Genomic DNA, 24,093 nt, shown 5'->3' with positions numbered 1-24,093 from the left:
GAGGTGTCCGCCAGGCTCAGTCTTCGCTATAATCTGCCACCTGCCCACGCCGCAGGCTCGCCGAGCGACGCTTTTTTAACTAAGCCATCACGGGCTGGGCCGCAATTACCTCGGTCTACATAGGGCCTGAAAGGATCGCGCATGTTTGAAAACCTAACCGACCGTCTCTCGCAGACGCTGCGCCATGTCACCGGCAAGGCCAAGCTGACCGAGGACAACATCAAAGACACCCTGCGTGAAGTGCGCATGGCGTTGCTCGAGGCTGACGTCGCCTTGCCGGTGGTCAAAGACTTCGTCCATGCGGTCAAAGAGCGCGCTGTCGGCACCGAAGTGTCGCGCAGCCTGACGCCGGGCCAGGCCTTTGTGAAGATCGTACAGGCCGAGCTCGAAAGCCTGATGGGCGCGGCCAACGAAGACCTGAATCTGAACGCAGTACCGCCGGCCGTGGTGCTGATGGCTGGTCTGCAAGGTGCGGGTAAAACCACTACCGCCGGTAAACTTGCGCGCTTCCTGAAAGAGCGCAAGAAGAAAAGCGTCATGGTGGTGTCGGCGGACGTTTACCGTCCGGCGGCGATCAAGCAGCTGGAAATGCTTGCCGGTGAAGTCGGCGTCACCTTCTTCCCGTCCGATCTCAGCCAGAAGCCTGTGGCGATCGCTGAAGCAGCTATTAAAGAAGCCAGGCTCAAATTCATCGACGTGGTCATCGTCGATACCGCCGGTCGTCTGCACATCGACGAAGAGATGATGGGTGAGATCAAGGCCCTGCACGCGGCGATCAAACCGGTTGAAACGCTGTTCGTGGTCGACGCCATGACCGGCCAGGACGCCGCCAACACCGCCAAGGCTTTTGGCGACGCGCTGCCGCTGACCGGTGTGATCCTGACCAAGGTCGACGGTGATGCCCGTGGTGGTGCTGCTCTGTCGGTGCGTGCGATTACCGGCAAGCCAATCAAGTTCATTGGTATGGGCGAGAAGAGCGACGCGCTCGAACCGTTCCACCCTGAGCGGATCGCTTCGCGTATCCTCGGCATGGGCGACGTGCTCAGCCTTATCGAGCAGGCCGAACAGACCCTCGATAAAGACAAAGCCGACAAACTGGCGAAAAAGCTCAAGAAAGGTAAAGGCTTCGATCTCGAAGACTTCCGCGATCAGCTACAACAGATGAAAAACATGGGCGGTCTCGGCGGTCTCATGGACAAACTGCCGAATATCGGTGGTGTGAATCTGGCGCAGATGGGCAATGCCCAGGGCGCGGCAGAGAAGCAGTTCAAGCAAATGGAAGCCATTATCAACTCCATGACCCCGGCCGAGCGCCGCGACCCTGACTTGATCAGCGGTTCGCGCAAACGTCGGATCTCTCTGGGTTCCGGTACTCAGGTGCAGGACATCGGTCGCTTGATCAAGCAGCACAAGCAGATGCAGAAGATGATGAAAAAATTCTCCGCCAAAGGCGGAATGGCGAAAATGATGCGCGGCATGGGCGGAATGTTGCCCGGCGGCGGTATGCCGAAGATGTAAAAGTTTCGCGTCGACAGTCATGTCGGCGCCTCCCACATGGACGTGGGATCTCCAGCAAACCCGCGCTTGGCGGGAGCTGACCTGCCGTCGTTCGCGACGGCTCTATAGCAAATCTTGATGGCATGCCGATAGGCGCCGGAAAAAGACATTTGCAAAAGTCCGGATATTCCTTAGAATATGCGGCCTTTCGGGCACCTATGCCCGCTGTGCATTTAGATTTGCAGCACCGACTACAGGAACGATGTTCACATGCTAACAATCCGTCTTGCCCTTGGCGGCTCCAAAAAGCGCCCGTTTTACCACTTGACCGTGACCGACAGCCGCAACCCACGCGACGGTTCGCACAAAGAACAAGTTGGTTTCTTCAACCCGATCGCTCGTGGTCAAGAAGTCCGCCTGTCCGTGAACCAAGAGCGCGTAGCCTACTGGCTGAGCGTTGGTGCACAACCTTCTGAGCGTGTTGCTCAGTTGCTCAAGGATGCTGCTAAGGCTGCGGCCTGAGCAATATGAACGCGACGCCAGCAATCGCTGATGATTTGATCGTTATTGGCAAGATTTATTCGATCCATGGCGTTCGCGGCGAAGTGAAGGTCTTTTCCTTTACTGATCCGATTGGAAACCTGTTGGATTACAAAACCTGGACGCTCAAGCGCGAAGGTGTTGTGCGACAGGTAGAGCTGGTCAGTGGCCGTGTACATAACGGCAAGTTTCTGGTCACAAAGCTCAAAGGTCTCGATGATCGTGAAGAAGCTCGTCTTCTGGCCGGTTTTGAAATCTGCGTGCCGCGTAACCTGTTTCCTGATCTGACCGACGGCGAGTACTACTGGTACCAGCTGGAAGGCCTCAAGGTCATCGACCAACTTGGGCAATTGCTCGGGAAAATCGATCACCTGCTAGAGACCGGCTCGAACGATGTAATGGTGGTCAAGCCTTGCGCTGGCAGCCTGGATGATCGCGAACGCTTGTTGCCCTATACAGAGCAATGTGTGTTGGCCGTCGACCTGGCAGCGGGCGAGATGAAGGTGGATTGGGATGCGGACTTCTAAGCGACATGCCTAGCCTGCGCGTAGAAGTGATCAGTTTGTTTCCCGAGATGTTTTCCGCCATCAGCGATTACGGCATAACCAGCCGCGCGGTGAAACAGGGGCTCTTGCAGCTTACCTGTTGGAATCCGCGAGACTACACAACGGATCGACATCACACTGTGGATGATCGCCCATTTGGCGGTGGTCCGGGCATGGTGATGAAGATCAAGCCCCTGGAAGATGCTCTGGTTCAGGCCAGGCAGGCAGCCGGGGAGGCGGCGAAGGTAATTTACCTGTCGCCCCAAGGCCGACGACTGACTCAGTCGGCGGTACGCGAGTTGGCGAATGAGGAAGCATTAATCCTGATTGCCGGCCGCTATGAAGGCATTGACGAGCGATTTATTGAAGCTCATGTCGATGAAGAGTGGTCGATTGGCGACTATGTGCTTTCCGGTGGCGAGCTGCCGGCGATGGTCCTGATAGATGCGGTTACACGACTGCTGCCTGGAGCTTTAGGGCATGCGGACTCCGCTGAGGAAGATTCCTTTACGGATGGTTTGCTGGATTGCCCACATTACACCCGACCGGAGGTGTATGTGGATCAGCGTGTTCCCGACGTGTTGCTAAGTGGCAACCACGCACATATCCGGCGTTGGCGTTTACAGCAGTCCCTCGGGCGGACCTATGAACGACGCGCCGATCTTCTGGAAAGCCGCTCGCTTTCTGGAGAAGAGAAGAAGCTGCTCGAGGAATACATCCGCGAGCGGGACGATAGTTAACAACGTATCGATGGTAAGTCAGACGATTTACCTTAGGAGCACAGCATGACTAACAAAATCATCCTTGCACTCGAAGCAGAGCAGATGACCAAAGAGATCCCTACCTTTGCCCCGGGCGACACTGTTGTCGTTCAGGTGAAAGTGAAGGAAGGCGACCGTTCGCGTCTGCAAGCGTTCGAAGGCGTAGTAATTGCCAAGCGTAACCGTGGTGTGAACAGTGCATTCACCGTTCGTAAAATCTCCAACGGTGTCGGCGTAGAGCGTACTTTCCAGACCTACAGCCCGCAAATCGACAGCATGGCAGTTAAACGTCGCGGTGACGTGCGTAAAGCCAAGCTGTACTACCTGCGTGACCTGTCCGGTAAAGCAGCTCGTATCAAAGAAAAACTGGTTTAAGTCCAGCTTCTGCGATGCAAAAAAAGCAGCCTTCGGGCTGCTTTTTTGTTGTCCATTATTTACCCCCGATCCCTGTGGACCAGATGCTGTCCTGTTCCTTGAAATAGCGAGCTATGAAAGACTAGTGACCGTCATCCCGGTTCACTATTTATTTAAGCGCAGCCTTGAGCTTGCGAATCCTGAGTGCTCATGCCTGCCATCGATCATCCCCTGATAGACCAGTTTCTCGATGCCCTGTGGCTGGAAAAAGGCCTTGCCGAAAATACCCGTGACGCTTATCGCAGCGATCTGGCGCTGTTCAACGGCTGGCTGCAAGAGCAACGCCTGGACCTGATCAATGCCGGTCGCGAGCTGATTCTCGATCACCTGGCCTGGCGTCTTGAACAGGCCTATAAGCCGCGTTCCACTGCGCGTTTTCTCTCAGGTGTACGTGGTTTTTATCGTTACTTGCTGCGGGAAAAACTGATTGCGGTCGACCCGACGTTACAGATCGATATGCCGCAGCTGGGCAGGCCATTACCCAAGTCCTTGTCGGAAGCTGATGTCGAAGCCTTGCTGACGGCACCGGACTTGAGTGAAGCCATCGGTCAGCGCGACCGCGCCATGCTTGAAGTGCTGTATGCCTGTGGCTTGCGCGTGACTGAACTGATCAGCCTGACCCTGGAGCAAGTCAATTTACGGCAGGGCGTGTTGCGAGTGATGGGCAAGGGCAGCAAAGAGCGGTTGGTACCGATGGGCGAGGAGGCGATCGTCTGGGTCGAGCGCTACATGCGCGATGCTCGTGGCGAGCTGCTGGGAGGGCGTCCCAGCGATGTGCTGTTCCCCAGTTTGCGTGGCGAACAGATGACCCGACAAACGTTTTGGCACCGAATCAAACACCAGGCAAAAGTTGCCGGGATCGGCAAATCCCTGTCCCCTCATACCTTGCGCCATGCCTTTGCCACCCATTTGCTCAATCACGGTGCCGATCTGCGGGTGGTGCAGATGCTGCTCGGTCACAGCGACCTGTCGACCACGCAGATCTACACTCATGTTGCACGAGCGCGTTTGCAAGATCTGCACGCCAAACACCATCCGCGCGGTTGAGCGATAAACGACCTCTTGCAAAGGTCTTGCGTCAGCCGCTGTCGGCCCCGCAAGGCTTATGTGGTAGGCTTTGCCGGTTTGCACAGTGGGCGGCTAAAACCCGATGTTTCAGTACCGGCGTTCTACCCGTTCCATTTGTCCGCCTTCAGGAGTTCCCATGCGCGTGACCCAGATTTTCGCCGCCGCAGCCATTGCGTTGGTCAGCACCTTTGCCGTAGCCGATGACGCTGCCGAGCAGGCGATTCGCAAGAGCCTCGCTAACCTGCAACTCGAAGTGCCGGTCGAAACCATCAGCGCCAGTCCATTGCCCGGCCTGTATGAAGTCAAGCTCAAAGGCAGCCGCGTGCTGTATGCCAGCGCCGACGGTCAGTTCGTCATGCAGGGTTACCTGTTCCAGCTCAAGGACGGTAAACCGGTCAACCTGACCGAAAAAGCCGAGCGTCTGGGCATTTCCAAGTTGATCAATGGCATCCCGGTCGCTGAAACTGTGGTTTATCCGGCTATCGGCGAAACCAAATCGCACATCACTGTATTCACCGACACCACGTGCCCGTACTGCCACAAGCTGCACGCCGAAGTGCCTGAGCTGAACAAAATGGGCATTGAGGTACGTTACGTTGCTTTCCCGCGCCAGGGCCTCGGTTCGCCGGGTGACGAGCAACTACAAGCGGTCTGGTGCTCCAAAGATAAGAAAGCAGCCATGGACAAAATGGTCGACGGCAAGGAAATCAAGGCCGCCAAGTGCGCCAACCCGGTTTCCAAGCAGTTCGCCCTCGGTCAGTCGATTGGTGTGAACGGTACACCGGCCATCGTTTTGGCCGACGGCCAAGTGATTCCGGGCTATCAGCCTGCGCCACAAGTCGCCAAACTGGCGCTGGGCGCGAAATAATCCTGCGTCGTCACGGTAAGCCTTTGACGATCATGGTGCGGCGACAGCGGTCGTCGTGTCATTAATAGAGAGCCGCGCGCTTTGCGGCTGTTTTTCACGGCCGACCTTGAGTCGGCCGTTTTATGGGGAGTTCAGAGTGAATCCGGTCAAAGTAGGCATCTGTGGGTTAGGTACCGTCGGTGGCGGCACCTTCAACGTACTTCAGCGTAACGCCGAGGAGATTGCCCGCCGTGCCGGGCGTGGAATCGAAGTGGCACAAATTGCCATGCGTACGCCAAACCCCCTGTGCGAGATTACCGGTACCCCCATTACCAACGATGTTTTCGCTGTTGCGACCAACCCTGAAATCGATATCGTTATCGAGCTGATCGGTGGTTACACCGTGGCCCGTGAGCTGGTGCTCAAGGCCATCGAGAACGGCAAGCACGTGGTCACCGCAAACAAGGCGCTGATCGCCGTTCACGGCAACGAAATCTTCGCCAAGGCTCGTGAGAAGGGCGTGATCGTCGCCTTCGAAGCCGCCGTGGCGGGTGGCATTCCAGTGATCAAGGCGATTCGTGAAGGGCTGTCGGCCAACCGCATCAACTGGGTCGCCGGGATCATCAACGGCACCGGCAACTTCATCCTCACCGAGATGCGTGAAAAAGGCCGGACCTTCGAAGACGTACTGGCCGAGGCGCAAGCCTTGGGTTATGCCGAAGCCGATCCGACCTTCGACGTTGAAGGTATCGACGCCGCGCACAAGCTGACGATCCTGGCGTCCATCGCCTTTGGCATCCCGCTGCAATTCGACAAGGCCTACACCGAAGGCATCACCAAGCTGACCACCGCTGACGTGAACTATGCCGAAGCCCTGGGCTATCGCATCAAGCACCTGGGTGTAGCACGTAGCACGCCAAGCGGTATTGAGTTGCGCGTACACCCGACGCTGATCCCGGCTGATCGTCTGATCGCCAACGTCAATGGCGTGATGAACGCGGTCATGGTCAACGGCGACGCCGCAGGCTCGACGCTGTTCTACGGCGCCGGTGCCGGCATGGAGCCGACCGCATCGTCAGTGATCGCGGACCTGGTGGACGTGGTTCGCGCCATGACCTCGGACCCGGAAAACCGAGTACCACACCTGGCCTTCCAGCCAGACTCGCTGTCGGCCCATCCGATCCTGCCGATCGAAGCCTGTGAAAGTGCCTACTACCTGCGCATCCAGGCCAAAGACCATCCAGGCGTGCTGGCTCAGGTCGCGAGTATCCTGTCGGAGCGTGGTATCAACATCGAATCGATCATGCAGAAAGAAGTCGAGGAACACGACGGTCTGGTGCCAATGATCCTGCTGACCCACCGTGTGCTGGAACAGCGCATGAATGACGCCATCACTGCTCTGGAAGCGTTGCAGGGTGTGGTGGGTCCTGTGGTGCGGATCCGTGTCGAGCACTTGAACTAAGCCCGTTATTGTTCCGAGGGCTTTTTGCCAAAGCCCTCGTTTGAGAACTCTTTTTAGAGGAGCCAGTCATGCGTTATATCAGTACCCGCGGCCAGGCACCGGCCCTGAATTTCGAAGATGTGCTGTTGACCGGTCTGGCCAGCGATGGCGGCCTGTACGTGCCAGAAAACCTGCCGCGCTTCACTCAGGAAGAAATCGCTTCCTGGGCCGGCCTGCCGTATCACGAGCTGGCCTTCCGGGTGATGCGTCCGTTTGTCACCGGCAGTATTCCGGATGCCGATTTCAAGAAGATCCTTGAAGAAACCTACGGTGTGTTCTCCCACAGCGCTGTTGCGCCGTTGCGTCAGCTGGACGGTAACGAATGGGTGCTCGAGCTGTTCCACGGCCCGACCCTGGCGTTCAAGGACTTTGCCCTGCAACTGCTCGGTCGCTTGCTCGATTACGTGCTGGAAAAGCGTGGCGAGCGCGTGGTGATCCTCGGTGCCACTTCGGGTGATACCGGTTCTGCGGCGATCGAAGGCTGCAAGCACTGCGACAACGTCGACATCTTCATTCTGCATCCGCACAACCGTGTTTCCGAAGTTCAGCGTCGACAGATGACGACGATCTTCGGCGAGAACATCCACAACATCGCCGTTGAAGGCAACTTCGACGATTGCCAGGAAATGGTCAAGGCCAGCTTCGCCGACCAGAGCTTCCTCAAGGGTACTCGCCTGGTGGCGGTGAACTCGATCAACTGGGCGCGGATCATGGCCCAGATCGTTTACTACTTCCACGCGTCCCTGCAGCTGGGCGGCCCGGCCCGTTCGGTATCGTTCTCGGTGCCAACCGGCAACTTCGGTGATATCTTCGCCGGCTACCTGGCGCGCAACATGGGTCTGCCGATCAATCAGCTGATCGTCGCCACCAACCGCAATGACATCCTGCACCGGTTCATGAGCGGCAATCAGTACGTCAAGGAAACCCTGCACGCGACCCTGTCGCCATCGATGGACATCATGGTCTCGTCGAACTTCGAACGTCTGCTGTTCGATATGCACGGTCGCAATGGTACGGCGTTGGCCGGTTTGATGGATACCTTCAAACAGGGCGGTGGTTTCAGCGTCGATCAGGATCGCTGGACCGAAACGCGCAAGCTGTTCGATTCGCTGGCGGTCGACGATGAGCAAACCTGCGAAACCATCGCTGAAGTCTTCGCACAATGCGGCGAGTTGCTGGATCCACATACGGCTATTGGCGTCAAAGCCGCACGTGAGTGCCGTCGCAGCCTGGATATTCCAATGGTGATTCTGGGGACGGCCCATCCGGTCAAATTCCCTGAAGCCGTGGAAAAAGCTGGCGTAGGAAAAGCGCTTGAACTGCCGGCTCATCTTTCTGATTTGTTTGAGCGAGATGAACGCTGCACCGTTTTGGCGAATGACTTGAAAGCCGTGCAGGCCTTTGTCAGTCAGCATGGTAACCGCGGCAAGCCACTTTGATTGACTAGATCTGTCACACATTGAAGCCCGTCTCCTGACGGGCTTTCTCGTTTCTGCGTGCCACACTTGTCTAAGTTTCGCCCTTGAAGGACGGGCGAGTGACAGTGAAGGGATGTAGGAATGCAGTTTTTTATGTGGTTTAAGCCAGCCCTGCGCTGGTTGTTTTTATTTGGGGTGGTGGGTTTCGGTCTTCCTGCTTTGGCTGCTCACAGCTTGCCTTTGGCCCCTGATGTTTCTATCGCCGGTCAAGCACTTCAGCTTGACGCCGCAGAGCGGAAATGGATTCGTGAGCACCCTCAAGTCATCGTAGCTTCCTTGCAATACCCCTTGCACTTGTTCAAGGACGAACACGGGCAGTGGGCCGGTTTGAATAACGATATTCTCAACCGCATTTCATGGATGACGGGTTTGCAGTTTGTCCACGAGGAGTCTTTTTCTACCGCGCAAATGCTTGAGTTATTGGAAAGTGGCAAGGTGGACATGAGTACGACCCTTGCGATAAACGACGAGCGTAAGGCTTTTCTGGACTTCAGCCACGCCTACGGAGGCTCAGGCTGGGTTTTTGTGGTTCGGGCAAGTGATCCCCCATTGGTTTCCCTGGATCAACTCTCAGGAAAGGTTCTGGCACTACCGGCCAGGCATGCTCTGGAAAGCAGCATCAAACGCGACTACCCGAATATCCATCTGCGTTCGGTCAAGACCTATGGAGAGGCGCAAGCGTTGGTGGAAAGTGGCGAGGCAGATGCAACCATCGAAAACGAAACGAGTGCGCACCTCTATCCGGCAGGGCAACTCAAGGTGGGGTATAGCGTCGATGGCAGATGGGAGTCCGATCACCTGGCGATGCGTAAAGACCAGCCCCAGTTGTTAAGTATCATCAACAAGGCTCTTGGGGCTTTCACGGCGGCTGAGTTGCGTGCCATCCGCCTGAAGTGGGTGGGCGGCATTGTGCCGGCGGCCCCAGTCTCGGTATGGCAGCGTGTCTCGCACTGGGTGTGCTGGGGCGCAGTTATCGCGGTGATATTTGGATTGATCTCCCTGCTCTGGAATCGTCGGCTAAAGGTACACGTTCAGCGGCGACTCAAAGCCGAGCAGGGGCTCAATGATCAACTTGCTTTTCAGCATGCGTTGCTGAATGCCATTCCCAATCCGGTTTTTGTACGCGACCTGAAAGCGCGCTTGATCATGTGCAACATAAGCTATGAGGAACAATTGTCGACCCGATTTGATCAGGTTCGGGGGCGCCAGCTTACAGAGGTTGACGTTTTGCCCAAAGAAATGGCCGAGCAGCTACATACTGAGTTCATGGAACAGTTGAGCACGCAAAAAGCCAGGTTCTTCAATAGGCAGTTGACGTTTAAAACCGGTGTTTTGAACGTCTATTACTGGACAGTCCCGTTCTACAGCGCCGAGGGGCAGTTGCGTGGACTACTGGGGGGCTGGATCGATGTAACTGACCGTAAACCGTTTGAATGCTGATTAACGCAGATCTGTCGGCAGGGATGGCTATGCGCAGCAGCTGTTTTTTCTCTGTCATCTTTTCCATGCATGCTCCATGTACTCAGCTTGACGAGGTTCGCCTTCAGTTGATGTGGAGAGCTTTCTTCTCCGGCCGATGGTCATTTACTGTAGACACGCCCTTAGGCACTTTGTTTTCGGACTATTGAGTGGTGATCGAGATGGAAAGTATCAGCCTATTGTTGGGTGAGGCTTTGAGCCCGTATCAGGTCGCTCTGACCCCATCGGGTGCCCATGGCGAATGCCTGGTGACGTTGAAGAGTTCGACCGGGGCCGTTGTGGTTGAACGGGAGTTCAATCAGGCCCAGCTGACCGATAAGCGTTTGCTGACGGACGTCGTCGACGGCCTGCACCGGGATTTACTGATTGCTGAAGGCCGTCTTGAACCCTGCGTAATCGCTGCCCTGCGCAATGCCGCGCAAGACAGAGCCTTCGCCCGCGGGAATTGATTTTTATTTCTGGGGAACCTTACTGGTATAGGCCAGTCAGATTTTGTACAACAGGATCAAGCATTGTGCTCCGGTGCTTGTAGCTTGTTGTACTGGTCTCTGTAGGCCACGTTTAACCCCGAGTCGTCTCCCCACTTCTCGGGGTTTCTTTTTGCCTGGCGTTTGTCATTGCTGCTGCAGGTTCTGAAAAAATGCCTTGGTGTCTTCCAGATAATGGCGACGCATCTGCGGATCAAGCCAATCGGCATAAAATTCGATCAGTGTGTTCTGACGCAGGCCGCGCAAGGCTTTGTTGATGCTGGCAATGGCCTGACGGCCTTGTGCCGTGTTCGAGCAACCGACATGGATCGACTGGTATTTTTCCGCGTCCTTGATCGGGTAGAACTCCAGGTCCTCGGGCGACATGCCTTGCTGTTGTGCCTGGTACTGGATTTCGGGCCAGTAACCCAACAAAGCGGTCAAACGCCCCAGACGCTGCATTTGCAGCAGGCTGCCAAGCGCATCATTGCCATAGTGCGCGGTCAATGCATCGACCGGTGCGTGTCGTAGAAGTCCGTCGATCTGTTGACCATAACTGCGCTCGGCAACCACCCCGAGCTTCTTGTTGTTGCCGCTGGCCAGTAGTGCAGGCAGATCGACCTTGTCCTCGGTGATGAATGGCTCCAGGGCTGCGTGGACGTCATGGCGCACCACCAGGCCGTTACTGATGATCCTCAAGACGGGAATCGAAAACTCGATCCACTGCGTGCGCTCTTTGTTCCAGATCAGCGAGGGATCGCAGGTGAATGAGAGTTCGTGGAGCATTTGCATACCGCGCGCGCGGTTGATCCGCATGATGTTGTGCTGGTATTCCGGCATGCTGGCGATCAACAGCGGCATCAGTTGATCGATGGCGCCTTGACCTTTTTGTGGTCCTTCGAAAATCGTCAACGGCGGTAAGTCGCGTAGCAGCCAGGTCAGCGTCTCCTTGGCCTGAGCCGCCCTTGGCGTGGCCAACAGGCACATCAACACCGGCAAAGTGCCCAGCATGCAAAGGTATCGCCGCCAGTAGAGAGGGCGCACCGGGTTGTTTGCCATCACTGACATCAGACGAATCAACGACAGGCGTTTCAGCTTAGATAGCCCCAACTTCACGCAGGCGTGTGATCTGCACGGCGTCATAGCCAAGATCGTTCAGCACCTGCACGTTATGTTCACCGAGTGCTGGCCCGACCCATTCGGATGTGCCCGGCGTATCAGAGAGTTTCGGTACGATCCCCGGCATCTTGAAGTTTTTGCCATCGGGCAGCTTGGCCTGCAGGAACATTTCCCGGGCGAGAAACTGCGGATCGCTGAACATGTCTTCGGCGCTGAAGATCCGGCTGGCGGGTACTTCGGCCAGGTTCAATCGTTCGATCACGGCATCCAGAGGCAATGAGCTGACCCATCGATCGATTACGCCATATATTTCATCGCGCCGGCCATCGCGACCATCGTTGCTGCTCAAGCTCGGATCATCAGCCATATCGCCGCGACCGATCGCCTGCATGAAACGTTTGAAGATCGCATCGCCGTTGGCGCCGATCTGCACATGTTTGCCGTCGGCGCTGGTGTGGATAGAGGAGGGCGTGATACCGGGCATGATGTTGCCGGTGCGCTCACGGATAAAACCGAAGACGTCGAACTCAGGCACCATGCTTTCCATCATGGCGAAGATCGCCTCATACAGCGCGACGTCCACGACTTGCCCCTGACCGCCATTGACCTCGCGGTGACGCAAGGCCATCAATGCGCCGATCACGCCCCAGAGCGCGGCAATCGAGTCACCGATGGAAATACCTGTGCGCACTGGCGGTCGGTCTTCGAAGCCAGTGATGTAGCGCAAGCCGCCCATGGACTCGCCGACCGCACCAAAGCCCGGTTGATCCTTCATCGGCCCGGTCTGGCCGAAACCGGAAAGACGCACCATCACCAGTTTCGGGTTCAGTGCGTGCAAAACCTCCCAGCCCAGGCCGAGTTTTTCCAGCACGCCTGGGCGGAAGTTTTCGATCAGGATGTCCGCTTCACTGAGCAACTGTTTGAGAATCGCCAGACCGTCCGGGTGTTTCAGGTTCAAAGTCAGGGATTTCTTGTTGCGCGCCTGGACGAACCACCACAGCGACGTCCCTTCATAGAGCTTGCGCCATTTGCGTAGCGGATCACCGCCATCCGGGGATTCGACTTTGATCACGTCGGCACCGAATTCACCGCAGATGCGCGATGCGAACGGCCCGGCGATCAAAGTGCCGAGTTCGATGACTTTTACCCCGGCAAGAGGTTTGGCGGTGAGCGGCATGGGAAATCCTGTAGGACAAGCGGTTGAGCGGAGAGAGCGTTTTAACATAGCCCGACTATCTCGCTAAAGGATGATGAGTCTCGGGATTCGTTGATTACCCTGTGCATCGGTTAGACTTGCCGCCTTTCCTCGTATCAAGAAGCCCGTTCATGGCCCAGCCGTCCACGACCTACAAGTTTGAACTGAACCTTACTGACCTCGATCGTGGGGTGTATGAAAGCGTCAAACAGACCATCGCCCGCCATCCTTCGGAAACCGAAGAACGGATGACCGTGCGACTGTTGGCCTACGCCTTTTGGTACAACGAGCAGCTGTCCTTCGGGCGTGGTCTGTCAGAAGTAGACGAACCAGCCTTGTGGGAAAAAAGCCTGGATGACCGTGTCCTGCACTGGATCGAAGTCGGCCAGCCAGACGCCGATCGCCTGACCTGGTGCTCGCGTCGCACTGAGCGCACCAGTTTGCTGGCCTATGGCAGCCTGCGTGTCTGGGAAACCAAAGTGATCCCAGCGGTGAAAAACCTGAAAAACGTCAACATCGCTGCCGTGCCGCAAGAAATTCTGGAAGTACTGGCCAAAGACATGCCGCGCGTTATCAAGTGGGATGTGATGATCAGCGAAGGCACGATTTTCGTGACCGATGATCGCGGTCAGCACGAAGTCCAGCTGCAGTGGCTGACAGGCGAGCGCGGCTGATTCTTCGCCGCTCGTCTGCGTCACCTGTGTCTCATTCCTTTTTTGAATGGAAGCATCCGTCGCCCCATGCGTATCGAACCCCGCCAGCTGCCCGCTACCCTGCCGTTTCTCGGTGATCTGCCACCGCTACTGACCCGTCTTTACGCGGCCCGTGGCGTGCAGTCCGAGGCTGAACTGGACAAGAGCCTGGCGCGCTTGATCCCGTACCAGCAACTCAAAGGGATAGATGCGGCAGTGGATCTGCTGGTAGTGGCGCTTAAGCTGCGTCAGCGCATCCTCATCGTCGGTGATTTCGACGCCGATGGCGCGACCGCCAGCACGGTTGGCCTGCTGGGTTTGCGCCTGCTGGGTGCCGCCCACGTCGACTACCTGGTGCCCAATCGTTTCGAATACGGTTACGGCCTGACCCCGGAAATTGTCGCGGTGGCCTTGCAGCGCGAACCGCAGCTGCTGATCACGGTCGACAACGGCATTTCCAGCGTCGAAGGCGTGGCGGCGGCGAAGGCGGCGGGGCTGACCGTACTGGTCACCGACCACCACTTGCCGGGCCACGAGTTGCCAGCGGCTGACGCCATCGTCAATCCGAATCAACCGGGTTGTGAGTTCCCGAGCAAGGCGTTGGCCGGCGTCGGGGTGATCTTCTACGTATTGATGGCGTTGCGTGCGCGTCTACGAAGCATGGGCTGGTACGAGAGTAAACCGCAGCCGAACATTGGTGAATTGCTGGATCTAGTGGCGCTGGGCAGTGTTGCCGACGTGGTGCCGCTGGACGCCAACAATCGCATTCTTGTTCATCAAGGGCTTGAGCGGATTCGCGCCGGGCGTGCACGGCCGGGCCTTAAAGCGATCCTTGAAGTCGCCAAACGCGATCACTCGCGAATCACTTCCACGGACCTGGGTTTTATTATTGGCCCACGTCTGAATGCCGCAGGGCGACTGGATGACATGAGCCTGGGCATTGAATGCCTGCTCAGCGAAGACATCGCCTCAGCGCGGGAAATGGCGACTCAACTCGATGAGCTGAACCAGGATCGCAAATCTATCGAACAAGGCATGCAGCGCGAGGCCCTGGCCCAGCTCAAGGATTTGCCGCTGGAATCGATGCCGTTCGGCTTGTGCCTGTTCGAAGCCGATTGGCACCAGGGCGTTATCGGTATCCTCGCTTCGCGTATGAAAGAGCGCTACCACCGTCCAACCATCGCGTTTGCCGATGCGGGTGAAGGCATGCTCAAAGGCTCGGCGCGTTCGGTACCGGGGTTTCATATCCGCGACGCACTGGATGCGGTGGCGGCGAAGCACCCTGAGTTGATCAGCAAGTTTGGTGGCCACGCCATGGCGGCGGGGCTGTCGCTGCCGGAGCAGAATTTCCCGGCGTTTGCAGAGGCGTTCGACACGGAAGTCCGCCGTCAGTTACGTGAGGAGGACCTGACCGGGCGCCTGTTGTCTGACGGAACGTTGGCGGTCGAGGAGTTCCACCTGGAACTGGCTCGCGCCCTGCGCCATGCAGGTCCCTGGGGACAGCATTTCCCAGAGCCGCTGTTCCACGGCGTGTTTCAGTTGGTCGAGCAGCGCATTGTCGGTGAGCGGCACCTCAAAGTGGTGCTCAAAAGTGAATGCGGTTCGCTGAAACTCGACGGCATCGCTTTTGGTATCGATCGTGAAATATGGCCGAACCCGACCATTCGTTGGGTTGAATTGGCGTACAAACTCGATCTCAACGAGTTCCGCGGCCAGGAAACCGTTCAGCTGATGATTGCCCATATTGAACCGCGGTAGTCAGATCACAGATCGTTCCACTCCCGCGTGGGAACGATCATCAACCTGAATCTTTCCTGAACCCTCCCTCATCCCCCGTTGTCGACTAGGCTCTAAGCACTGCTTGATTGGCCTTGTGACGTCTCGTCCATTTTTGCCCGCGGGGGCGGGTGCTGCATCCTTCTAGTCACTCGTCGACTTTTCAAACAGAACCCTGGAGCCTGACCACTGATTGAGAGGTGCCCCATGAGTCTGCTGCTTGAACCCTACACCATTCGTCAATTGACACTGCTCAACCGCATCGCGGTCTCGCCGATGTGCCAATACTCCAGCGTCGATGGGCTGGCCAATGACTGGCATCTTGTTCACCTTGGCTGTCGTGCCGTGGGCGGTGCCGGCCTGGTTTTTACCGAAGCCACGGCGGTGACTGCCGACGGGCGGATTACCGCTCAGGACCTTGGCCTCTGGAACGATGAACAGATCGAATCTTTGCAACGCATTACCCGCTTCATCACCGCCCAAGGCGCCGTCGCCGGTATTCAGTTGGCTCACGCTGGGCGCAAGGCCAGTACTCATCGGCCATGGTTGGGCAAGCATGGAAGCGTCAAGCCGGCCGACGGCGGATGGTCCCCGGTAGGCCCATCGCCGATTGCCTTCGACCCTGAGCACACTGCGCCGATACAACTGGATGAAGAGCAGATCGCCGAGGTCATCCAAGCTTTCGTCGATGCCGCCAAACGTGCCCTGGTCGCCGGTTTCAAAGTGGTCGAAGTGCATGCCGCCCATGGTTATCTGTTGCATCAGTTTCTGTCGCCGTTGAGCAACCAACGCCGCGATCAATACGGTGGGTCTTTCGAAAACCGCATTCGATTGGTACTGCAAGTGACTGAAGCGGTGCGGGCGGTCTGGCCTGAAGAATTGCCGCTGTTCGTGCGGGTGTCGGCGACCGATTGGGTCGAAGACGGCTGGAATCCGGATGAAACCGTGGAGCTGGCGCGACGGCTGAAAGCCTTGGGGGTAGACCTGATCGATGTATCCTCGGGCGGCACTGCGGCAAATGCCGAGATTCCTACCGGGCCCGGATATCAGACACGCTTTGCCGAGCGCGTGCGCAAGGAGTCGGGCATCGCCACCGGCACCGTCGGGTTGATCACCGAGCCGGCTCAAGCGGAGCACATTCTGCGTACCTGTCAGGCCGACATCATTTTTCTGGCTCGTGAGCTGCTGCGTGATCCGTACTGGCCGCTGCATGCCGATGACGATCTGGGCGGACACAAAGCCATTTGGCCGGCGCAATACCAACGGGCGACTCACCGCGATCAACCGATCCATGAGTCGGATTTGCGTGAGTAAACTCATCTGAAAAAACAAAAAAGCCCCGGTCGTGAGACAGGGGCTTTTTGTTTTTTGGTCGAGGTCTCTGTTGGCTGTGCGGTCGTCATCGCGAGCAAGCCCGCTCCCACATTAATATTGTTGAATGACACAGATCCAGTGTGGGAGCGGGCTTGCTCGCGATGGGGCCAGTTCAGGCACCGATCCTCTCAAGCCTGAGTATGTCAGGTGTATTTGCGCTTATCCGGCGCTGGCGGGAAATACTGATACAGCCACGTTTCGCTCAACGTCCGGTCGTTCGTGCGAATGAACAGCCGTAACTCGACCGGGGCAACGCTGTCATCGGTGGGGTACCAGTCGAAGGTCACGCGATAGCCTTTGATGTCCTCAAGCAGCAGGATGTTGAAGTCTTTCACCTGGCCGTTCGATGCCGTGACGATAGGTTCGATGGCGGTTCCTTCGGGCAGGCGATCGAGGCCTCCACCCGTAAAATCGACAGCAAAACGTCGAGCCCAAACCTCTGGATAATGCTCGCCCGGTGCCCAGCCTTCGATAAAACCACCCATGCCCGAGCGTGTCGCGTTGACCCGCGCCAGCGGTGTGCCGACCGGTGGCAGGGCGCTCCAATAGAGTTTATAGCCGTAGTTCAGCGAGTCACCTGCCGCCACCGGTTGCTTGGGTGTCCAGAAGGCCACGATGTTGTCGAGGGTTTCGCCTGTGGTCGGGATTTCCAGTAGATCGATAGAGCCTTCGCCCCATGCGGTGGTCGGCTCGACCCATAAACTTGGGCGGCGGCTGTACCAGTCCACGGTGTCCTGATAGCTGGCGAACTCATGATCGGTCTGGACCAGACCGAAACCTTTCGGATCTTTATCGGCGAAGGCGTTGAACTGCAAGGTCGCCGGATTGTTCAACGGTCGGCAAATCCACTCGCCGTTGCCGCGCCACATGGCCAGACGGTCGGAGTCATGGATTTGCGGATGAATGGTGTCGCACATGCGCCGTTCATGAGTGCCGCAACTGAACATGCTGGTCATCGCCGCAATGCCCAATTGCTCAATGGCGGTGCGCGCATTGATATGCGCGTCGATGGCCATCACCACCTGATTGGCCTGGCAGTCGATATCGAAGCGATAGGCGCCGGTGGCGCTGGGTGAGTCGAGCAGGGCGTACACAACAAAGCGTGTGCTGTCCTTGTCCGGGGTCTCGAACCAGAACTTGGTGAAGTCAGGAAACTCTTCTTTGCGCTTGGCGTAGGTATCGATCGCCAGCCCGCGCGCAGACAAACCGTACTGGCCGCTGGCATCCACCGCGCGGAAATAGCTGGCGCCAAGAAAGGACAGCACATCGTGCTTGTCCAGTTCCGGAGCCTTGAACAGCTTGAACCCGGCGAAGCCCAGGTCGCCCTTGAGCTGTGCAGTGTCGACCGTGGTTTTTTGGTAATTGAACAGCGATGGCCGAAAGTGCACTTCCCGCGACTGGCGGGTCTTGGGGTCGACGCTGTACATGCGCACCGGTTGCTTGAAACCCATGCCAACATGGAAAAACTGCACGTCCAGTTGACCGTTCAGTTCGTTCCACAGCGAATGATTACCGTCGTACTGGATCGCGTTGAATTGCTGCGGGGCCATATTGGCGAGGGTCGGCGGCAATACTTGCTTGGTATCCAGATAGCGGCTGCCTGCCAGTTGCTTGGCTTGAGTCTTCAAGGCTTCGAAGTCAAATGTCTGGGCCTCGCCGTCGGCGGTGCCGGCCCAGGCGTGGGCGGCTAGCAGCCCGCTGGCCGACAGACCGGTATAGGCGGCGATGGCCATGGAGGCTTTCAGGAGATTCCTTCGGTGCATAAATAAAACCTGTCTTGGATGATCCCGCGCCGTTCCTGGCTGCGTGATGAATCAGAAATTGAGGTTCGGACATGCCTTCGGCCAAACGCAATGGACTCTAAACAGATGCCAAATAGCTTAAACCGTTCGGTTGTAGATAAAAATGAATGGTGGCACAGCGGTGGCATCGCAATGAAACAAGAAATGTCGGTTAAGTTTTCCGACAGTACTTTCTGTTTTAAAGGGCATTCCAGTGTTTTTTGACTAATTACTCTAAAAACGTCTGTGCAGCGTGCAGATACTTTCTATTCTTGTACCCATGACCGGTTTTGGCCCTTCAGGTCGGTGGGTTTCAGCAGAGGATTTGCGTTGCGCCGCTGCTGAAAAAAAACGTTAGGGCGATGAGGTTCTGGGGTTTTCTTTGACGTGCGGAGGACATCGTCCATGTCGAAAGTACAGGGTATTGCCGGTTTTTTTGGTCTTGTTTGTGGTTTGAGCATCTTGCGAAAGGCGCGTCGACTCAGTTCGGAGGAGGTGAAGCTGGTCGAACAATATCGAGCGCTGTCAGAGGACGATCGAATCGCCATGCGCTATTTGGTGGATGCGATGCGCAGTGTTTCGCGGTTTTAGGGGCGTACTTGATCAGGAAACCGTGACGCCGGACGTCACGGTTGAGTCAGGCGTGGTTCAATTGGTCGTTTGCAGAGAGTGAGGCGGCCCCTCGATTTCCAGCGCTTGGCGGACCGCAGGATGTGTACCGATTTTTGCGAAATACTGGCTCAGATGACTCCATGGCTGCAAGTCGATGGCCAACCGCCGTGCCCATGTCAGCAGCGTGTAAAGATAGGCGTCGACGGCTGAAAATCTGTCGCCCAGTAAATATTCCCGGTTGACCAATTGCTGATTGATGTAGGCCAGGCGAGGGCTCACCCGTTGCCGGGTCGCGTTCTGGCCTGCCTGGGTTTTAGCCAGAAAGTTGGCACTGACTCCTCCGTGACGCTCGGGAGTGATGAAGTTCTTCTGAACTTCCATTGCCAGGAAACTCAGCCATTGCAATGCGTCATATCGTTCGGGGGTTCCAGGTGGCGGCAGCAAAGCTTTTTCTGGCACGCCATCGGCGATGAACTGCAGGATCACGCTGCACTCGGTTAAAAGCTGGCCACTGCTGACCTGCAGGGCTGGCACGTAGGATTTGGGGTTGATCAGGTTGAAATCACCGCCCGACCAACGCTTGGTCATGAGGTCGACTTTCTCCAACGAGAATGGCCGTCCGGCGGCGTGAAGCAAGATGTGCGGGGCGAGCGAACTGGCCCCGGGTGCGTAGAACAAAATCATGAGTTTTCCCCTTTCCAAATATCGCGCGCCGATTGGCCAGCGATATTGACGACGATAAGGTGATTGTCTTCATGAAAAAACGCGTGCTTGCGCACGCCAAGGTTGCGAATATGCAGCCATGACTGACTGGCAAGATATTCACCACTTCATCGTCGTTGCGCGGCTTGGCTCCCTTACCGCAGCAGCCAAAGCCTTGTGTGTCGATCACGCAACGGTAGGGCGACGCGTCTCCAGCCTTGAGGCGAGTCTGGGGCTAAAGTTGCTCGAACGTCTGCCGCGCTCCTCGCGACTGACCGAAGCGGGCGTTGCGTTGGCCTCCATAGCGCAGCCCATGGAGCGCATCGTCGAAGAAGTTGATCGTTATGGCCGCGGCGCCATAGGTATGTCTGGCACTGTCAGCATCAGCACGCTTGCGGCGTTGGCCAGTGCTTTGATTGTGCCAACCCTGCCGACGCTACGCAGCGAACATCCAGATCTGAAGATTGTGTTGAACACGACGTCCAGCGTGGTTTCACTCGAGCGCGGTGATGCAGATATCGCCATTGGTTTTGTGCGGCCCGACGAAGCAGGACGCATCGTGCGAAAGGTGGGTCTGGTTCACTTGGGGTTTTATGCAAGCTCATCTTATGCCGCTGTCGCGTCGACGGATTGGGCGTTCATTGGTTTTGAACAAACGCTGGAACATATTCCTCAGCATCGCTGGTTGCTGGAGTTCGCCGACCGACGCGCTGTCGTCATGCGAAGCAATGATGTCAATACTCAGCAAGCCGCTGCCCGTGCAGGCGTTGGTGTGGCATTGCTGCCGTGTTTTGTGGCGAGCAGGGATCCGGGGCTGGTAAGGGTCGACTCATTGCGCACACCTTATACCCGGGAGCTGTGGCTTTCCGTGCACGCCGATGTACGTCGATCGGCTGCAGTGCGCCGGGTGATGGATCATTTGATCGCCGTGCTGGCGCTCGAATTGGGGTAGTTCATCACGAGCGCCACAAACGGGTTTCTGGTCGAGTTTGGCGTAGTCGAACGAGATGAGGACAATGTCTTCCATGTTGTGTCCTTGCTTATGATTCTGAGTCGCCCCAGCACCGCAAACGATGCCGGGGCGAAGGGTGTTACCGGCTGATTTTCCAGGCATCGCCAGCGGGAGCTTTGCCATGGTCGTACGGCTTGCCGAGCCACATATAGAGCAGGCCCAGGCCGATGACGATGGCGGTGCTTAGCACCATGGCGTAGTTGATGTACCACGCAGCGTCTGGCGTGCGCGGCCAGGCCATGTTGATGATGGCCCCGACACCGTAGACCAGCGCACCGATGTTCACCGGCATGCCCCAGGCGCCGAGGGTGAATTTGCCGCTGGGTTTCCAGCCGCGAGCACGGGCGTAGAGGGCTGCGAGCACGATCATCTGGAACGCCAGGTAGATACCGATGGCGGCGAAGCTGACGATGGTTGCTACCGCGTCTTGCAGGAAAAAGCCGAGAGCGATGATCAGCGCCGGCAGGATACCGGACACAAACAACGCAGCAACCGGTACCTGAGTGGTCGGAGAAATCCGTTTCAGCAGGCTGCTGCCGATGACCATTTCGTCTCGTGCGTAGGAATACAGCAGACGACTGGCCGCCGCTTGCAGGCTGATGACGCAAGAGATGAAGGAAATCATCACCACACCCATCACCACTTTCGAGCCAACAGGGCCGAAGGCGTTGTTGAGGATGGTGGTGACGGGGTCTTTGTCGGTGCCATTGATCACCGCTTGCATGTCCGGCACGGCGAGGATCAGTGCCAGACAAGCGAACATCGCTGCGATGCCGCCGATGTAGATGGTCATGCGCATGGCCACCGGAATTTGCTTGCTCGGGTTTGGGGTTTCTTCGGCCACATCGCCGCAGGCTTCGAAGCCGTAGTAGAGGAACATCCCCGCCAACGACGCAGTGAGGAAGGCCGGCAGGTAGGAGCCGTCAATGCGGATATCAAAGGTGTTGAACAACACGCTGAGTGGCTGATGACGCTCGAATACCAGCAGGTACACGCCGACGATTACCGCACCCACCAGTTCGCAGAGGAAGCCGAACATGGCAATGCGTGCCAGCACTTTGGTGCCGCTGAGGTTGACCAGTGTGGCAAACAGCGTAAGCACCAGCGCAATAATAATGTTGGTGTTGTTGCTCGGTTCGAAGCCCATCATTGCCGCCAGATAAGGGCCGGCACCGACCGCAACGGCAGCGATGGTTACGCACAGGGCGATGGAGTAAATCCAGCCGACCATCCACGCCCAACGCTTGCCCACCAAGCGACGGGCCCAAGGGTAAACCCCACCGGAAATCGGGAACTGTGAAACCACTTCACCGAAGATCAGGCACACCAGCAATTGCCCGCAGCCGACCAGCAAGTAAGCCCAGAACATCGGTGGCCCACCGGCAGCCAGACACAGGCCGAACAGGGTGTAGACGCCGACTACCGGCGACAGGTAAGTGAAGCCCAGGGCGAAGTTTTCCCACAGGCTCATGCTGCGATTGAAGTTTGAGGTGTAGCCCAGTTTGCGTAGCTGCTCGGCATCGCTGTCGGCGGCTATTACAGAGAGATCGGGTGATGCACTCATACAGTATTTCTCCGGAAAATCGGCAGATTTCGGATGTCCGAAACCGTGGCGGGGCCATGACGGCCCAACCCGGATCGGTGGTTATTGTTTTTTGAATTGCGGTGAATCCTGTGTGCTGCTGAAACGCTGACTTCGTCCTTGGGTTCGTGGTGAGGCCGTCGCGAGCAGGCTCGCTCCCACAGGGGAATGCGATCGAAAGTGGGAGCGAGCCTGCTCGCGATGCTTTTTTAATGCTTAAACATCACATGCCTTACGGTGGTGTAATCCTCCAGCCCGTACGCGGACATGTCCTTGCCATAACCGGACAGTTTCTGACCGCCGTGAGGCATTTCGCTGACCAGCATGAAATGGGTATTGACCCAGGTGCAGCCGTACTGCAAACGTGCTGCGAAACGATGGGCGCGGCCGACGTCGGAGGTCCAGACCGACGAGGCCAGGCCGTAGTCCGAATCGTTGGCCCAGGTCAGAACCTGCGCTTCGTCGGTGAATTTGGTCACTGACACCACTGGCCCAAACACTTCGCGACGGACGATCTCATCGTCCTGTTGTGCATCGGCCAACACCGTTGGTTCGAAGAAGAAACCATCGCCTTCCACTGGCTTGCCGCCGGTGATCAAGCGAATGTGCGGTTGTGCCACCGCACGCTCGACAAACCCGGCCACGCGGTCGCGGTGCTGAGCGGTGATCAACGGGCCAAGCTCGGTGGCCGGATCATCCTGCAAGCCGTACTTGATGGTGCTGACCGCTGCGCCGAGTTTCTCGACGAATGTGTCGTAGATGCCTTTCTGCGCATAGATGCGGCAGGCAGCGGTGCAGTCCTGGCCGGCGTTGTAGAAACCGAAGGTACGAATGCCTTCCACGGCGGCGTCGATGTCCGCGTCGTCGAAGATGATCACCGGGGCTTTACCGCCCAGCTCCATGTGCATGCGTTTGACGCTGTCGGCGGTGCTGGAAATGATGTTCGCGCCGGTGGCAATCGAGCCGGTCAGCGACACCATGCGCACTTTCGGATGGGTAACCAGCGGGCTGCCGACACTTGGACCACGGCCGAACACCAGGTTGAGTACACCGGCCGGGAAAATATCCGACGCCAGTTCAGCCAGACGCAATGCGGTCAGCGGCGTTTGTTCTGACGGCTTGAGTACCACGGTATTACCGGCGGCAAGGGCCGGGGCGATTTTCCAGGCGACCATCATCAGCGGGTAGTTCCACGGCGCGATGGAAGCCACCACGCCCACCGGATCTCGGCGGATCATCGACGTGTGACCGGGCAGGTATTCGCCACCGGCCATACCGCTCATGCAACGGCTGGCGCCGGCAAAGAAGCGGAACACATCGGCAATCGCCGGGATCTCGTCGTTCAGCGCAGCGCTGTAGGGTTTGCCACAGTTATCCGACTCCAGCTTGGCCAGCTCTTCACCGTGGGCCTGGATAGCATCGGCGAGTTTGAGCAACAGCAGCGAGCGCTCTTTGGGCGGGGTCTGCGACCAACCCTCGAACGCGGCATCGGCGGCGCGCACGGCGGCGTCGACCTGAGATTCGCTGGCTTCATTGATTTCCACCAACACACGGCCCAACGCCGGGTTGAACACGGGCTGGCTGGCGCCTTCACCGTCGACCAGTTGGCCATTGATCAGCAGTTTGGTTTGCATGGTCTTGTCCTCTCTTG

General features: G+C 57.3%; 22 protein-coding genes. 16 read left to right on the top strand and 6 right to left on the bottom strand.

From position 1 onward, the window contains the following. The first annotated feature begins 141 nt into the window (after positions 1-141). The 11 genes from ffh to ACN1C3_RS13160 all read left to right on the top strand — a co-directional run bounded on the left by ffh (position 142) and on the right by ACN1C3_RS13160 (position 10,579). Positions 142-1,518 carry a signal recognition particle protein gene (gene ffh / locus ACN1C3_RS13210; protein WP_419116256.1) on the top strand — a complete coding sequence of 459 codons (1,377 nt, stop codon included), beginning with the start codon at positions 142-144 and terminating at the stop codon, positions 1,516-1,518. A 249-nt stretch (positions 1,519-1,767) separates the two neighbouring features. Beyond that, positions 1,768-2,019 (top strand): 30S ribosomal protein S16, encoded by a 252-nt coding sequence (gene rpsP / locus ACN1C3_RS13205; protein WP_262114813.1) that lies wholly within the window; start codon positions 1,768-1,770, stop codon positions 2,017-2,019. A 5-nt stretch (positions 2,020-2,024) separates the two neighbouring features. Then, complete coding sequence (rimM, locus tag ACN1C3_RS13200) at positions 2,025-2,564, top strand: ribosome maturation factor RimM (protein WP_419116255.1); 540 nt, start codon at positions 2,025-2,027, stop codon at positions 2,562-2,564. Positions 2,565-2,569: 5 nt separating this feature from the next. Further along, on the top strand, positions 2,570-3,322 hold the full coding sequence (gene trmD, locus ACN1C3_RS13195) for a tRNA (guanosine(37)-N1)-methyltransferase TrmD (protein WP_419116254.1): 753 nt from the start codon (positions 2,570-2,572) through the stop codon (positions 3,320-3,322). A gap of 45 nt (positions 3,323-3,367) precedes the next feature. Beyond that, the gene (gene rplS / locus ACN1C3_RS13190) at positions 3,368-3,718 is read left to right on the top strand and encodes a 50S ribosomal protein L19 (protein WP_419116253.1); all 351 of its coding nucleotides are present in this window, start codon (positions 3,368-3,370) and stop codon (positions 3,716-3,718) included. A 189-nt stretch (positions 3,719-3,907) separates the two neighbouring features. Further along, a complete protein-coding gene (gene xerD, locus ACN1C3_RS13185) occupies positions 3,908-4,804 on the top strand; it encodes a site-specific tyrosine recombinase XerD (RefSeq protein WP_419116252.1) in 897 nt (298 codons plus the stop codon). A 157-nt stretch (positions 4,805-4,961) separates the two neighbouring features. Further along, complete coding sequence (locus ACN1C3_RS13180; RefSeq protein WP_419116251.1) at positions 4,962-5,693, top strand: thioredoxin fold domain-containing protein; 732 nt, start codon at positions 4,962-4,964, stop codon at positions 5,691-5,693. Between the two features lie 136 nt (positions 5,694-5,829). Further along, complete coding sequence (locus tag ACN1C3_RS13175) at positions 5,830-7,134, top strand: homoserine dehydrogenase (protein WP_419116250.1); 1,305 nt, start codon at positions 5,830-5,832, stop codon at positions 7,132-7,134. A gap of 68 nt (positions 7,135-7,202) precedes the next feature. Further along, a complete protein-coding gene (gene thrC / locus ACN1C3_RS13170) occupies positions 7,203-8,612 on the top strand; it encodes a threonine synthase (protein WP_419116249.1) in 1,410 nt (469 codons plus the stop codon). Positions 8,613-8,732: 120 nt separating this feature from the next. Continuing rightward, positions 8,733-10,091: a transporter substrate-binding domain-containing protein gene (locus tag ACN1C3_RS13165; protein ID WP_419116248.1), complete on the top strand. Its 1,359-nt coding sequence runs from the start codon at positions 8,733-8,735 to the stop codon at positions 10,089-10,091. Between the two features lie 200 nt (positions 10,092-10,291). Then, entirely contained in the window at positions 10,292-10,579 is a 288-nt protein-coding gene (locus ACN1C3_RS13160) for a DUF3509 domain-containing protein (protein ID WP_419116247.1), read from the top strand. Positions 10,580-10,744: 165 nt separating this feature from the next. Here the strand turns inward: ACN1C3_RS13160 and ACN1C3_RS13155 are convergent, their stop codons facing one another. After that, positions 10,745-11,740, bottom strand: a complete 996-nt coding sequence (locus ACN1C3_RS13155) for a TIGR02285 family protein (protein ID WP_419116246.1) — start codon at positions 11,738-11,740, stop codon at positions 10,745-10,747. Further along, positions 11,694-12,893, bottom strand: coding sequence for a CaiB/BaiF CoA transferase family protein (locus tag ACN1C3_RS13150; RefSeq protein WP_419116245.1), 1,200 nt, complete (start codon positions 12,891-12,893; stop codon positions 11,694-11,696). The genes ACN1C3_RS13155 and ACN1C3_RS13150 overlap by 47 nt, the downstream gene beginning before the upstream one ends. A 149-nt stretch (positions 12,894-13,042) precedes the next feature. Between ACN1C3_RS13150 and ACN1C3_RS13145 the strand changes: the two genes are divergently transcribed. The 3 genes from ACN1C3_RS13145 to ACN1C3_RS13135 all read left to right on the top strand — a co-directional run bounded on the left by ACN1C3_RS13145 (position 13,043) and on the right by ACN1C3_RS13135 (position 16,693). After that, a complete protein-coding gene (locus ACN1C3_RS13145; protein ID WP_419116244.1) occupies positions 13,043-13,585 on the top strand; it encodes a YaeQ family protein in 543 nt (180 codons plus the stop codon). Positions 13,586-13,651: 66 nt separating this feature from the next. Continuing rightward, positions 13,652-15,361, top strand: a complete 1,710-nt coding sequence (gene recJ, locus ACN1C3_RS13140; RefSeq protein WP_419116243.1) for a single-stranded-DNA-specific exonuclease RecJ — start codon at positions 13,652-13,654, stop codon at positions 15,359-15,361. Positions 15,362-15,586: 225 nt separating this feature from the next. After that, positions 15,587-16,693 carry an NADH:flavin oxidoreductase/NADH oxidase gene (locus tag ACN1C3_RS13135; protein ID WP_419116242.1) on the top strand — a complete coding sequence of 369 codons (1,107 nt, stop codon included), beginning with the start codon at positions 15,587-15,589 and terminating at the stop codon, positions 16,691-16,693. Positions 16,694-16,896: 203 nt separating this feature from the next. Here the strand turns inward: ACN1C3_RS13135 and ACN1C3_RS13130 are convergent, their stop codons facing one another. Beyond that, positions 16,897-18,516 (bottom strand): glucan biosynthesis protein D, encoded by a 1,620-nt coding sequence (locus tag ACN1C3_RS13130; protein ID WP_419116241.1) that lies wholly within the window; start codon positions 18,514-18,516, stop codon positions 16,897-16,899. Between the two features lie 423 nt (positions 18,517-18,939). On the opposite strand from ACN1C3_RS13130, the gene ACN1C3_RS13125 reads away from it, so the two are divergent. Next, positions 18,940-19,125: a hypothetical protein gene (locus ACN1C3_RS13125; RefSeq protein WP_419116240.1), complete on the top strand. Its 186-nt coding sequence runs from the start codon at positions 18,940-18,942 to the stop codon at positions 19,123-19,125. 57 nt (positions 19,126-19,182) lie between these two features. Here ACN1C3_RS13125 and ACN1C3_RS13120 read toward each other — a convergent pair whose 3' ends face one another. Further along, positions 19,183-19,830, bottom strand: coding sequence for a glutathione binding-like protein (locus tag ACN1C3_RS13120; RefSeq protein ID WP_419116239.1), 648 nt, complete (start codon positions 19,828-19,830; stop codon positions 19,183-19,185). A gap of 118 nt (positions 19,831-19,948) precedes the next feature. Between ACN1C3_RS13120 and ACN1C3_RS13115 the strand changes: the two genes are divergently transcribed. Continuing rightward, entirely contained in the window at positions 19,949-20,800 is an 852-nt protein-coding gene (locus ACN1C3_RS13115) for a LysR family transcriptional regulator (protein WP_419116238.1), read from the top strand. A 139-nt stretch (positions 20,801-20,939) separates the two neighbouring features. On the opposite strand, the gene ACN1C3_RS13110 is transcribed toward ACN1C3_RS13115, so the two are convergent. After that, the gene (locus ACN1C3_RS13110; RefSeq protein ID WP_419116237.1) at positions 20,940-22,424 is read right to left on the bottom strand and encodes an APC family permease; all 1,485 of its coding nucleotides are present in this window, start codon (positions 22,422-22,424) and stop codon (positions 20,940-20,942) included. A gap of 227 nt (positions 22,425-22,651) precedes the next feature. Continuing rightward, a complete protein-coding gene (locus ACN1C3_RS13105; protein WP_419116236.1) occupies positions 22,652-24,076 on the bottom strand; it encodes a gamma-aminobutyraldehyde dehydrogenase in 1,425 nt (474 codons plus the stop codon). Positions 24,077-24,093 lie beyond the last annotated feature (17 nt).

Origin of the sequence: Pseudomonas sp. H11T01 (genome assembly GCF_048515765.1) — a bacterium.
Classification (GTDB): domain Bacteria; phylum Pseudomonadota; class Gammaproteobacteria; order Pseudomonadales; family Pseudomonadaceae; genus Aquipseudomonas.
The sequence above is the reverse complement of the archived record's forward strand: the minus strand, read 5'-3'. Positions and strand labels throughout refer to the sequence as shown.